This window comes from Mucilaginibacter sp. GW821-FHT07G05, from assembly GCF_059418565.1.
The window spans coordinates 869,825-883,284 of the sequence record NZ_JBWKQC010000001.1 but is presented as its reverse complement, the minus strand read 5'-3'; the positions used below and the strand labels follow the sequence as shown (position 1 = coordinate 883,284).

Sequence of the window (13,460 nt, the reverse complement as noted above, 5' to 3'; positions counted from 1 at the left end):
AACTTAACGGAAATATGTTTTAAACGATCAGATGCTCCAGATCGAGCAGTTTAAATGCTTGCCGTTTGTAGCGGCCCATGTGAATATTATAAGCCTCTACATCATCTATCATACTTAAATAATAATACGCGCCATCTGATACCACAAAGATCAGGTCGGCCGCTATTGCAGGGTCATCACATTCCAGTTGCTTTTGCTCTACACATGCTTGTATGAGGTTTTGCAACCAGGTACGTAACAGAAGGTGCAGTTCGCGAAACTGGTGTTTGATCTGATCGTTCCGGAAGATGAGCGCGAAGCAATTGTAAAATATACTATCGTCAATATAGTTGTTCCATTTTCTGGAGAAGATATTATTAAGTACGTCTACCAGTTTTTCCAGCGCATTTGGGTTTTCGCTTTCCGATTGATAGATATTACGGTAACTGATCATGATAAACTCGATGAGCCCCAGCAGCATTTCCTCTTTGGATGAAAAGTAATGTACCACCAAACTCGGGTGCATATCAAGTTCTTTGGCAACCTTACCGAAAGAGGTATTTTCGATACCCTCTCTTTTTGCCACTTCATAAAATGCCTCAACAATCTTTTTCTGCTGATCTTCCTTCAGGCTTTTTCTTCCCATAATTTTTCTAAAAATAGAATTTTGATGCGAAGAAAACATTAAAAAAATAAATTTACTGAATGTTCAGTTTATTTAATGAACATTTTATGCAGGCTTAACATGGGCTAACTTCTTTTGCAGAAAATAAAAAGCTGACATGAAAACACTTTACATTAGTTTATTCACCTGTTTTTTACTGCTTTCCCAAAACCTTTTAGCACAGCAAAAAGTTACCGGAACAGTTAAGGATAGTAAGGGTGAAACGCTTACCGGCGTATCCGTACAGGAAAAAGGTAAACACACAGGTACCCAAACCGATATTAGCGGAAATTACACCTTTACGACATCAACTCCTGATGCTACGCTAACATTCTCTTTCATTGGTTACAAAACCACAGAAGTGGTACTTAACGGAAAGGCAAAGGTTGATGTAACCCTTGCAGATGATTTTGCCAATCTTGATGAGGTTGTTGTTGTTGGTTTTGGTACCAAAAAGAAAATCAATATTGCCGGCGCAATTGATCAAATTTCAGGTAAACAATTAGAATCAAGGCCAATTTCGAACGTGTTGCAAGGTTTGCAGGGTATTAGCCCGGGCTTAAATATTAATTATCCGGGCGGTGCGCCGGGTACTGTACCCACAATAAACATCAGGGGATATACATCTATCAATGGCGGTTCGCCCCTTGTTGTAATTGATGGTATTCCGGCAACAAGTAATGATGATATGTTAAGGTTAACACCTTCGGATATTACCTCGTTTACAGTTTTACGTGATGCCGCGTCGGCAGCTATATATGGTGCCAGGGCGGCATTTGGTGTAATATTGATCACCACCAAGCAAGGTACTGCCGGCCATAATGTTATCAGTTATAATACATTTAGCTCATGGGCTAAACCAACTTTACTGCCTAAACCGGTAACCGATCCATACATTTTTTCGCGTGTACTCGAAACCTCTACCGATAATACGCCATGGGATTACGTTAACTATTCTGACGAATATTACCGTTGGGCAAAAGAAAGATCGGATAACCCATCCATTGCAGATACCCGTTTAAACCCTACAGACCCAACAAAATGGCAATACATGGGTAGTAACGACTGGTACAAGTATTTCTTTAACAATGCAAGTTTATCAAAAAGCCACACGCTGACATTTTCGGGCGGCGCCACAGTAAATAATAAGCCGCTTACTTATTACCTCTCTGCCGATTATACTAAAGACAATGGCTTAAACAAGTTGACTGATGATTATTGGGATCGTTATGGATTGCGGTCTAAAATGAGTTTTGCGCCTGTTTCATGGCTTAAAATAGATAATAACCTTAATATTTATCAAACTAAACGCGCGCTGCCAAATAGCAACATAACCGACTTGTATTACCTGATGCCTACTGATGTAGCTAAAAATCCAGATGGTACATGGTCAAATACAGCCGCAGGCCGTCTTGCCGCCAAGCTAACTGATGGTGGCAAGTCATCTCAAAACATGTTTGGTTTTCAAAATATTTTTAGCGCTAATGCTTCATTCCTAAATGGCGACTTACAAGTTAACGGTGATGCCTCATTTAAAAGAGAATTATGGAGAACACATGCCGATGCAAAGAAATATAAAATTGGTTACGGGCCAAATGATATTCGCGAAGAGGGCGGAACAGGTTCGGTAAGTGAAAATAACAACTACTTGTTTAATAACGCTTTTAACTTATATACCACCTACAAAAAAACTATTGGTGATCATTTTATGAGCGCTATGGTTGGTTTTAATAGCGAAGATTACAGCTATTCAACTACTTACGCGTCAAGAGATGTGTTGATCTCTTCATCACTACCTTATTTAGGCCTTACTACCGGTGCTGCCAGTGCAGATGCAGGTTATTCGGCTTATGCGACGAATAGTGTTTTTTCAAGGTTGAACTATACCTTTAAAAATAGGTACATACTCGAAGCTACAGGCAGGTACGATGGTTCATCGCGTTTTCCGGTTGAAAGACGCTGGGGCTTTTTCCCGTCGGCTTCTGCTGCCTGGATAGCCAGTGCCGAAAACTTCTTTAAACCGCTGGCTCCGGTGGTGTCTACCTTTAAATTACGTACATCTTATGGTGATCTTGGTAACCAGAATGTTGGCGATTTTAACTACATCCAATCAATGGGCACAGGAACATCAGGTTATCTGATAGGTGGTGCGGGTCAAAACCAGGTAGTAACCGGCGCTCCGGGATTATTTGTTGATCCGCAAACTTATACATGGGAGAGGGTTTCAACCCTTAACATGGGTACTGATATCGGCTTATTGAATGATAAGTTGTCTTTTACTTTTGACTATTACATTCGTAATACAAAAGGAATGTTAACTGCCGGACAAGAATTGCCGGGAGTATTGGGTACCGCTGCGCCGGCACAAAACGTGGCCGATTTGCGCACTAAAGGATGGGAGCTTTCTGTAACCTACAGAGACAGGTTTGAAGTGGCATCAAAATCATTTAATTTCGATGCCAAGGTATTCTTAGCCGATTCAAGAACCCATATTACAAAGTTTAATAACGAGCAGGAGTTGCTATCTCAGTTCCGTGTAGGGCAGGATATAGGTGAAATATGGGGGTTAGTAAATGACGGCATGTTCCGCAGTAAAGAAGAAATAGCTGCGCTTGATGAATCTGCAATAATTCCATGGGGTGCTTTATCAATTGTTGAAGGCTGGCCTAAATACGTGGATCTTGACGGAAATAAAAAAATAGAACGTGGATTGACTGCAAAGGATCCTAAAGATTTGAAAATAATTGGTAACAGTACCGATCGTTACAGCATTGGCGCCAATATCAATATGGACTGGAGTGGTTTTGATTTAGGCATATTTCTTCAGGGTGTATTAAAAAGGGATTTTTACCCGCATCATTATTTGTTCTGGGGCCCTTATCAGCAGCCTTATGCTAACGTATATCCATGGAACCTGAATTTTTACCGTGGCGCTGCCGATTCACCGGAGCAAAGAGCTAAGCATTCTGCATCATATATAGCTGCCGGACTTGCCGATGCCAACACCAACTCCGAATATCCTGTACTGCAATCATGGCTCGCCGATGCTAACTATGGCAGCGGATTGGATATTCCGCAAACTAAGTATTTATTAAACGGTGCTTATCTGCGTATTAAAAACATATCTATCGGGTATACATTTCCGGCCAAATGGACTAAAAAATTCAATGTTAGCCGTCTGCGTGTGTTCGCCACCGGCGAAAACCTGTATGAGTTTTCGGCCATCAAAAAATACATCGACCCGGAGGCTGTTAATCAGGGGCCAAGTGCATGGGCTTACCCTTTTCAGCGCAGGTATGCTTTTGGTTTAAATCTGGATTTTTAATACCCAAGTTTTATCATATTTCAAATCATAGTTAAATGAAAAAGTACATATATATAATGTTTATTGCGGCTGTGGGCACACTTACAGCTTGTAAAAAAACCGGGTTAGACCGTTTCCCTCAGGACAGGATCACCCCCGGCTTATTCTTTAATACAGAAGAAGACCTTGCTTTGTACGTAAATGGCCTGTTATCGCAGCCGGACCGTGGTACATATTTAAATGATCAAAGCACCGATAACGTAGCTACTACCGCAGCCGTGGAGGTTAAAAACATCATGACAGGCAATGCCAACGCCCAAAACATCACCACAGGCTGGAGCTGGAGTAGATTGCGTAACGTCAATTATCTTTTGGAAAACTATAACAAAGCGCAGGTTACCGACGCGGTAAAAAATCATTATGCAGGCCTGGCCAGGTATTACCGTGCCGAGTTTTACCTGGATAAGGTTAAGCGTTTCTCTGACGTGCCATGGTATTCAGGTACTTTAGAGCCGTCTGATGTTGACTTATATAAAGGACGTGACTCCCGCGCGCTGATTGCTGATAGCATCATGGCCGATCTTGACTTCGCTTATAAAAATGTAAGGGAAAGCGTACCTGTGGGCACCCCGGGTAAATGGGCTGTAGCAACCTTGTATGCCCGTGCCGCGCTATATGAGGGTACATATCGTAAATATCATGCCGAATTGAACTTAACCGCTACCGCAAATACTTTTCTGCAAACAGCGGCAAGGGTTGCTGGTGAAATTATAGCATCAAAAAAATATTCGGTTTACAATAACGCCCTTCCCGAGCAAGATTACGCAGCTTTGTTTTCGAGCCAGGATCTTACATCAAATAAAGAAGTTATTTTAACCAATATTTTTGATTTGAGTAAAGGCAAAAGCCAAAACGTGAACTCTACAGTGTTTGGCGATTATGAGCAGGCACCTGCTAAAGACCTTATGCAAACTTACCTGATGAAAGACGGAAGCCGTTTTACAGATGTAGCAAATTACGCGCAGCTGGGTTTTGTTGAGGAGTTTAAGAACCGCGATCCGCGTATGGCACAAACAATAGCGTATCCGGGTTGGGTTAGAGTGCCTGATGCAACGCCATATATTCAGCGTTTAAATAAAAACTTTACAGGTTACCATCAATTGAAAGGGTATGTAAATAGTACAGATAATGCTACCTTGAACGGTGTTGATTTTCCGGTATACAGGTATGCCGAAGTATTGCTAACTTACGCGGAGGCACTGGCTGAGCTTGGTACCCTAAAACAATCAGACCTGGATGAGTCAGTTAATTTATTGAGAAGAAGAGTGGGCATGCCAGACCTTAACATGGCTATCGCGAATGCAAATGCCGACCCGATCTTACAGCAGCAATATCCGAACGTTGTTGCCAACGCGGGCGTGATATTTGAAATAAGACGCGAGCGCAGGGTAGAGTTTGCATTTGAAAACTTCAGGTTTGATGACCTTATGCGTTGGAAAGTTGGTAAATTGTTGACAAAAAGCCCGGAAGGAATGTACTTTAGTGGATTAGGCAAATATGATCTTACAGGTGATGGGGTAGATGATATTATTTTGATTGATGGTGCAGCTACCATACCGGCAGAAGATAAGAAAGAGAAAAACTCGCTGGGAGTTACACTGATTTATTATCGTGTAGGAACTATTGGAAGTGACGCTACTGTGTATTTGAAAAATGGGAATAATGGAGGTGTTATTGTAACCGAGAATGTTGTAAGGAACTTTGAAGAACCAAAATTTTACTATCGCCCTATACCACAGCAACAGGTGATATTAAACCCTAACCTGAAACAAATATTTGGCTGGTAATTAAAAATATAAACCACACTACAATGAAAAAAATATTTATAGCAGCAGCTTTTTTGGCTGCTGCATACCAGGGAATGGCGCAACAGAAGAAAGCGGTGTTCGTGATTATAGATGGTGTATCAAAAGATGTGCTTGATAAAGTGCCTACACCTAATTTGCATGCCATTGCAAAAGAGGGCGCGCTGCTTGCAGCCTACCAGGGCGGCGAACTGAATGAGTATAACCAAACGCCAACCATTTCGGCACCGGGTTATTACAATGTGTTAACCGGTGTATGGTTTAATAAGCATAACGTGCCCGATAACGATATTAAGGCGCCTAATTATCATTATCCTACTATTTTTCGCTTCTTTGAAAACCAGTATCCTGATAAAAAAACAGCAGTATTTTCGAGTTGGGAAGATAACCGTACCAAGTTGGTAGGAGAGGGTTTAGCCCAAACTGGTAACCTGAAGCTGGATTATCATTTTGATGGCCTTGAACTGGATACCAAAAAGTTTCCGCATGATAAGGCCCGCAAATTCATGTCGGATATTGACCAGGCCGTTACTGACGAAGCCGCACGTTATATTAAAGAGGAAGGACCGGACCTGTCATGGGTGTACCTGGAATTTACTGACGACATGGGCCACATGTATGGCGACAGCCCTAAATATACCGAGGCTGTGCAACTGGCTGATAAAAGAATTGGCCAGCTATGGGATGCCATCAAACTGAGAGAAAAAGAAAAAGGCGAAGAATGGCTGATCATCGTTACTACAGATCATGGCCGTGATGCCAAAACAGGTAAAGATCATGGTGGTCAATCAGCCCGCGAGCGTGCATCGTGGATAGCAACCAATGCTAAACCGGTAAACAAATATGCAAAGCAGGCACAGGCCAGTGTAGTTGATATACTGCCTACCATCGCTCGTTTCCTGGATGTTAAATTATCTGCCGACGAACAAAAAGAGATAGACGGCGTACCGCTTATCGGTAAAGTATCGCTGGCAAAACCTACTGCTAAAAAAGCGGACGGAAAGATAAACCTAACCTGGGTACCTGAAGATACCGAGGGTACAGTAAAGGTATGGCTTGCCACTACCAACGATTTTAATAAGACGGGGCAACAAGATAATTACAAACTAATAGGCGAAGTGCCTGTGAAACAAGCTAAATTTGATATAGATTTGAGCGGCGAAACAGCTACAGGTTTCTATAAAGTGGTATTGGAAGGTAAGTACAACACCCTTAACAGATGGATAACGAAATAAACTAAATATAATAATGCACCACTTATTCGGTAAAACATTTTTTGATGGTATCGGATGGTTTGGTGCATTATTTTACCTGGTTTCCTACTTTTTACTGATTATTAAGAAATGGCGTTCTACCTCGTTCGCCTTTCATATATGCAATATTTTGGGCGGCTTGCTGCTTAGCGGTAGCGCGTTGTATGATGTTTCTTACCCGGGAGCGTTTATCAATTTTGCCTGGGCGCTCATTGCCATGTATGGCATGTATACCGATCAGTTTAAAAAAGGAAGACCCGAACCCCGGGATTAACCTCAATCTACCTTAAAAATGGAAAGAAGAAAGTTTCTTCAAAGCTCACTTGCTATAGGTGCAACTTCGGCTTTGCCTGCAATGGCAGCGCAGCCTGATACAAACAAAAAAGCAGCACTCACCATTGCTCATATTACCGATGTACACATCCACGGTAAAGATGACATACCTGCACGTGCTGATAACTATCTGGCCAAAGCGCTATCAAATAAGTCGATCGATTTTATATTGAACGGCGGCGATTCGATATTTGATGCCTCGTACGATAACGTTACCCGCGATATGGTTACCGAACAATGGGCAGTTTGGGATCATTTTATTGCCAAAACCAATTTAGATGTTTACAGCTGTATAGGCAATCATGATCCATGGTGGAAAGCGCCATCGGCAAATGATGAAATGTATGGTGTAAATTATGCGGCAAAGCGTTTAAAAATGCCGAACAGATATTACAGCTTTGATAAAAAAGGTTGGCATTTTATTATACTCGATGGTAATAACGCGGGCACAAAGCTTGATCCTGAGCAAATGGCATGGCTAAAGGCCGATCTTGAAAAGCTGCCTGTCAAAACCCCAACGTTGTTAATGTCTCACTACCCAATATTATCATCAACCTGTGCATGGAGCGGCGGTCAGCATGGCGATTATAAAGAGTTAAAAGCCCTTTTCTATCAGCATAAAGATAAGGTGAAAGTTTGTTTAAGCGGTCATCAGCATTTGCAGGATACGGTTGCTTACAATGGCGTATCTTATTACTGCAATGGCTCAATGAGTGGTTTTTGGTGGGGCAAAGGCGATAAAGAATCTGCCGGAGCTTACTACTACCAGGAAACACCGCCGGGCTATGCCATACTGCATTTGTTTGAAGACGGCACAGTTACTAACGAATATACTCCCCTATAATATAATGCCGGATTGTTCTGATCATCAATTTATAATAGATGATCAGGACTTCTGGTTTCTCTCAGATTTTCTTGTTAAACATTACATCCATACCTGAATATTATAAATATTTTAGATGTTTAGGGATATGGTGTTTGACATTTTTGTCAATATCGCGTTACATAAAATTAGTCAACCTTAACTTAACGCCATGTTAATAACGCGGGTATATATTTGTCGCGGTAGAAATAGATATGGATAGGTCCGACAAAGAATTGTTAAACGCAATAGCATCAGGCAATGAACAGGCATTTCATACACTGTTCAACCGGCATTGGGAAACATTATTTAATTTTGTTTACCGCCTCACTAAGGACGAAAGCAGTACCAAAGACATTCTGCAAGACGTGTTTATGCACGTATGGAACAACCGGGAAAAGCTTTACGCGCAAGATTCCTTTCTACCTTATTTAAACACTGTAGCCAAAAACAATGTAATGTCGGCTTTTCGTAAAGAGAAGGTGAGACTACAGGGTACAGATGTGCTGCTCAATAACCTGCAACGCGTTAACCAAAGCGACGATCAGCTGCTGATGAAAGAGGTACAGCACGCGGTTGACAGCGAACTTGAAAAAATGCCCTTCAATATGCGCCTGTGTTTTCAACTGAGCCGCTACCAGGACAGATCCATCCGCGACATAGCCCGCGAGCTTACCTTGTCAGAACAAACCGTAAAAAATAATATCTCCGAAGCATTGCGCCGGTTACGCAATTCCGTAGAGCAGGGTTCGCTGCTGTACCTCTCGGTTTTGGTGATAAAAACCATCCTTAAAGATTAATATAAGCTTAACTATTTCTTAAAGTACTTTTTGGCTTTTCGGGCGCTATTAGCTAAATGAAACGCAAAGACTACCAGGAGCTGAATGAACTGTTTGCCCGTTACCTCAACGGAACCATTGATGAGCAGGATAAAAAAACTGTTGACGAATGGTTTCAATTACACGAGAATGGACAAGTTGAAGGGCCGTTAGCCAACGAGGAAGCTTCTGCACGTATTCATGCCGAACTAAGCAGTCGCATTCACGAGGCGATGCATCCTACCCCCGTAAAACGTATGTGGCCAACGTCAATGTGGTTTAAGGCGGCATGTGGTATTGGCGTGCTGGTGTTGCTATCGGTAATTGCATATAATTATTTGCGCCCTGCATCGCAGGTAAGTCCGCAGAGTTATGAGGTGGTGAGTACCGCTAACGGACAGATCAAAAAGATAACCCTTGCCGACAGCACCGAAATTTGGTTGAACGCGGCTACGCGGATACGCTTTGCCCAACAGTTTAACGCAGGCAAAAACAGGATCGTTTATCTTGATAAAGGCGAGGCTTTTTTTAAGGTAAAGCACGATGAATCGCGCCCGTTCAATGTAATATCGGGCGGTTTCCGCACCTGTGTATTGGGTACCTCGTTCAATATCAGAGCTTACAATTTGCAAAAGCAATATAAAATAGCTGTGGCATCAGGTAAGGTAAGTGTGGAAAAGGCAGATGGGCAAGGTAATTACCAAATGCTTAACAAGGGCCTGATAAGAGGGCAGGTGTTGCAGTACGACCAGGCAACGAGAACCCCGCGCCTCACTAAAGACGATACCGAACGCATGAGCTTATGGAAAACCAATACCGCCACCGGTTTGGATGATATGACGCTTGCCGAAATAGGAGAAGAGTTGGCCCGCAGTTTCGATTTGAAGGTAAAAATTGATCACCCCGAGCTCGACCATAAACGATATACATTAACCATTGCCCACCAAAATATTGGCAATGTGCTGCAACAGCTAACCAGGCAAACCGGCATGAGCTATAAATTAGATAATAACAACCTTACCATTAACCCCGCAAGCAACCCTTAATGAAATAGAGTACTTAACAGAACGCAAAAAGCCGAAAGTGTTGGAACCACTCCCGGCTTACAGGTCAGGGGCTGTAGCAGCCACCGACAGGATTAACTAACTCGCGAAAATTAATTAATGCAAATAAATATGCACCTTTTTATTCAATTATTAAAAAATTTAATGGAAAGAAGCTTTTTAAAGAAAGTTTCTATTTCACTTATAGCCATCGTAATGATAGCTAACAGCAACCTTTATGCCCAATCAACCGACGCTTCTATTTCAGGTCAGGTTAAAGATGGTAAAGGCGAACCTATCCCAGGCGTAACCATCGCCATTCAAAACGAATCTAACGGTTTCCGTTCAACTACTATTACTAATAAAGAGGGTAAATTCACCTTCAGGCAGTTACCGTTGGGCAGGCAATACTCGGTAAAAGCATCATACATTGGCTACACACCGCAAACCAAAAGCGAAATAGCGCTTAACCAGGGTGATCGTTTGGTGGCTGATTTCACCATGTCGAACTCCACTACCGACTTAAGCGAGGTAACCGTTAAGGCTAACAACCTCACCAGCAGGAACGACAGGTTGGGCGGTAGCACCTCTATCAACGCCCGTACCATACAACAAATCCCGGCGCTAAACAGAAACTTTACCAGTTTACTATCATTAGCGCCTACGGCTAACGGTGGTTCGGTGAGCGGGCAGTTGCCATCATCAACCAACTACCTTATTGATGGTACCAGTGCGCGCAGCAACTTAACATCGGGCGCTGTAGGTAGCGGTCCTTACTCTTTATCGTTAGAGGCGATAAGGGAGTTTGAGGTATCAACCAATATTTACGATGTATCGCAAGGCCGTGCAGGTGGTGGTACAGTAAGCGCGGTAACCAAATCGGGTACCAATACCTTTACCGGCGCTGTGTTTGATTATTACCGTTCGGATGAATTGGCCAGTAAATATGATACCCGTGGCAACAAACGTGTACAAAACTTTACTACCAACCAATATGGGTTTAGTTTAGGTGGTCCGATAGTTAAAGATAAAGTGTTTTTCTTTACCGCTTTCGATCGTCAAAACCAAGCTGCGCCGTTCAATATCGCCGATATCCGTTCGGATGCCGATGCCATTTCATTGCGCATCAGCAAAGGTATGTTGGATAGCGTGATCCGTATTGGCCGCGAAAAATATGGTTTGAGCAATAACCCGCAGGTAGGTGAGTTCCCGAGAAATACGGTAGCTAATACCTTCTTTGCCCGTATCGACTGGCAGCTTAACGACAAAAACAGGTTAACCATCAGGAATAACTATAGCGATTGGGTTAACCCTAACAGCACTGATGATAACTCTAACATCAATCTGTTTGAAGTATATGGCGATTTTAAATCGCATGAAAACACTACGCTGGCATCACTACGTACCCAGTTTAGCCCTAACTTTTTGAACGAATTGAAATTGCAGTTCCAAACCGCTAAGCGCGATTATCTGCCAAACAGCGAATTGCCATTGGCTAACATTCCGCGTGCTATAGTTACGGTACGTTCAACCCTGCCAAATGGTACGGTGGGCAGCACCTCGGTACAATTGGGCGGTCAGCGTTTTACGCCCGAAAGCGATTTGGAAAACCAGTTACAATTGGTGAATACCAGTTATCTTACTAAAGGTAAATACAACTTTACCTTCGGTACCGATAACACGTTGACTTACCTCAATACCTACATCTCAAATGAGCAAAACGGCCGTTTCATTTTCAACAATATCAACGAGTTTGATAACCTTAACCCAACCCGTTTTGTAAGGGAGGTGCCGCTTAACGGTATACCATCGGTACAGCAATATGTATTAAACGTTTCGGCATTTGGCCAGGTACAGTTTGAGCCGGTTAAAAACGTGAGCGCTACTTTTGGTTTGCGTTGGGATTTAACCAGCTACCTAACTCCGGGTGAATACAATCCGGTAGTTGACAAAGCTTTAGGTTTACGTACTGATAACAACCCTACCGACTGGAACAACTTTCAGCCACGTGTGCAATTATCATGGGATATTGATGGTAAAAAGAAAGATATCCTTCGTTTAGGCGGTGGTATCTTCTCGGCCAACCCAATCAACTACGCGCAGGTTAACAACATACAAAACAGCGGTACCAAAGTAGCTTCAATTGATGTTACCCGTCCGTCATCGGGTACTAACCTGGTACCGGTACCTAACTTCCCGGCTTACCGTAATGATCCTTCAACCGTACCGGGCTTAATAGCAGGCGCGCCGACGGTATCTACCATCAACCTGAACGACCCTAACCTGCAAATACCAAGCATTTACAAAGCCAACTTAAGCTATAACCACTTATTTGGCGACTGGCTGCGTTTAGGTGTTAACATATTGGTAAGCCATACCAGCAACAACTATGTATACCTTGATCGTAACCTCGTTGACAAGCCTTACTTCACGCTTTCAAACGAAGCCAACAGGGGCGTATTCGTTCCGGCAGAAAGCATCAGCGCATCTGGTGTTACTGATAACGTAAAAGGCCGTAAAACGCAATTGGTTGGCCGTACTTTGGAGTTAACCAATGGTGCCAAACTTAACCAGCAAGCTTTTGTATTTGATGGCGAAGTACGTTACTGGAGAGATGGTTTCCTTTCGTTCAGCTATACCTGGAACAATACCAAGGATAATACCTCTTACAATGGTAACGTAGCAAACACGTCAACCTTCCGCCCTATAAAATCAGATCCGCGCGACCTGAGCGAATACAACTATTCTGATAACCAGTTCAGAAGCAAACTGGTACTTTACGGTTCAACACCAACCTGGAAAGGCTTCTCATTGAGCGGTCGTTACACAGGTACAGGCGGTACGCGTTATTCATTAACTGTTGATGCTGATATCAACGGCGATTTCGTGGGCGGTCCAAGTACTGATAATGACCTCGCCTTTGTGTTTGACCCTAACGATCCTAACACACCGGCAGCGGTAAAAGCCTCAATGGAAAAAGTATTGAGCAACCCTGATAACCGTGCTAAAGATTACATAAAAAGCAGTATAGGTAAAATAGCTAACCGTAATGGCGGCAGCAACCCATTCTCGGGTACTATTGATTTAAGGCTGGCCAAAATATTCAAGATATACAAAAAGCAAGCGCTTACCCTTACGGTAGATGTATTCAACTTTGCCAACCTGCTTGATAAAACAAAAGGCGTGAACTATAACCTGGGCCAGCAAACGCTGTATACTGTAACCGGCTTTAACCAGGCTACCAAACAATATACATACCGTGTGAACGAAAACGTGGGTGTAACTACCGCAGGTGGTACGCCATATCAAATTCAGTTAGGTGCACGCTACTCATTTTAA

At 42.8% G+C, this 13,460-nt stretch carries 9 protein-coding genes; 8 read left to right on the top strand and 1 reads right to left on the bottom strand.

Annotated elements, in window-relative coordinates:
• Positions 1–19 precede the first annotated feature (19 nt).
• Entirely contained in the window at positions 20–625 is a 606-nt protein-coding gene (locus AC07NA_RS03650) for a TetR family transcriptional regulator (RefSeq protein WP_494895756.1), read from the bottom strand.
• Positions 626–761: 136 nt separating this feature from the next.
• Between AC07NA_RS03650 and AC07NA_RS03645 the strand changes: the two genes are divergently transcribed.
• The 8 genes from AC07NA_RS03645 to AC07NA_RS03610 all read left to right on the top strand — a co-directional run bounded on the left by AC07NA_RS03645 (position 762) and on the right by AC07NA_RS03610 (position 13,460).
• Complete coding sequence (locus AC07NA_RS03645; protein ID WP_494895754.1) at positions 762–3,968, top strand: SusC/RagA family TonB-linked outer membrane protein; 3,207 nt, start codon at positions 762–764, stop codon at positions 3,966–3,968.
• Positions 3,969–4,519: 551 nt separating this feature from the next.
• Positions 4,520–5,794 carry a RagB/SusD family nutrient uptake outer membrane protein gene (locus AC07NA_RS03640; RefSeq protein ID WP_494896004.1) on the top strand — a complete coding sequence of 425 codons (1,275 nt, stop codon included), beginning with the start codon at positions 4,520–4,522 and terminating at the stop codon, positions 5,792–5,794.
• A 23-nt stretch (positions 5,795–5,817) separates the two neighbouring features.
• Positions 5,818–7,047, top strand: coding sequence for an alkaline phosphatase family protein (locus AC07NA_RS03635; protein ID WP_494895752.1), 1,230 nt, complete (start codon positions 5,818–5,820; stop codon positions 7,045–7,047).
• 13 nt (positions 7,048–7,060) lie between these two features.
• On the top strand, positions 7,061–7,339 hold the full coding sequence (locus AC07NA_RS03630) for a CBU_0592 family membrane protein (RefSeq protein ID WP_494895750.1): 279 nt from the start codon (positions 7,061–7,063) through the stop codon (positions 7,337–7,339).
• A gap of 18 nt (positions 7,340–7,357) precedes the next feature.
• A complete protein-coding gene (locus AC07NA_RS03625) occupies positions 7,358–8,242 on the top strand; it encodes a metallophosphoesterase family protein (protein ID WP_494895748.1) in 885 nt (294 codons plus the stop codon).
• A gap of 233 nt (positions 8,243–8,475) precedes the next feature.
• Complete coding sequence (locus AC07NA_RS03620; protein WP_494895746.1) at positions 8,476–9,060, top strand: RNA polymerase sigma factor; 585 nt, start codon at positions 8,476–8,478, stop codon at positions 9,058–9,060.
• Between the two features lie 56 nt (positions 9,061–9,116).
• Positions 9,117–10,124: a FecR family protein gene (locus tag AC07NA_RS03615; RefSeq protein WP_494895744.1), complete on the top strand. Its 1,008-nt coding sequence runs from the start codon at positions 9,117–9,119 to the stop codon at positions 10,122–10,124.
• A gap of 162 nt (positions 10,125–10,286) precedes the next feature.
• Complete coding sequence (locus AC07NA_RS03610; RefSeq protein WP_494895742.1) at positions 10,287–13,460, top strand: TonB-dependent receptor; 3,174 nt, start codon at positions 10,287–10,289, stop codon at positions 13,458–13,460.

What these genes read in the sequence shown, in the direction of transcription:
- AC07NA_RS03650 (WP_494895756.1), bottom strand. Translation starts at nt 625, where the DNA reads ATGGGAAGAAAAAGCCTGAAGGAAGATCAGCAGAAAAAGATTGTTGAG.
- AC07NA_RS03645 (WP_494895754.1), top strand. Translation starts at nt 762, where the DNA reads ATGAAAACACTTTACATTAGTTTATTCACCTGTTTTTTACTGCTTTCC.
- AC07NA_RS03640 (WP_494896004.1), top strand. Translation starts at nt 4,520, where the DNA reads ATGGCCGATCTTGACTTCGCTTATAAAAATGTAAGGGAAAGCGTACCT.
- AC07NA_RS03635 (WP_494895752.1), top strand. Translation starts at nt 5,818, where the DNA reads ATGAAAAAAATATTTATAGCAGCAGCTTTTTTGGCTGCTGCATACCAG.
- AC07NA_RS03630 (WP_494895750.1), top strand. Translation starts at nt 7,061, where the DNA reads ATGCACCACTTATTCGGTAAAACATTTTTTGATGGTATCGGATGGTTT.
- AC07NA_RS03625 (WP_494895748.1), top strand. Translation starts at nt 7,358, where the DNA reads ATGGAAAGAAGAAAGTTTCTTCAAAGCTCACTTGCTATAGGTGCAACT.
- AC07NA_RS03620 (WP_494895746.1), top strand. Translation starts at nt 8,476, where the DNA reads ATGGATAGGTCCGACAAAGAATTGTTAAACGCAATAGCATCAGGCAAT.
- AC07NA_RS03615 (WP_494895744.1), top strand. Translation starts at nt 9,117, where the DNA reads ATGAAACGCAAAGACTACCAGGAGCTGAATGAACTGTTTGCCCGTTAC.
- AC07NA_RS03610 (WP_494895742.1), top strand. Translation starts at nt 10,287, where the DNA reads ATGGAAAGAAGCTTTTTAAAGAAAGTTTCTATTTCACTTATAGCCATC.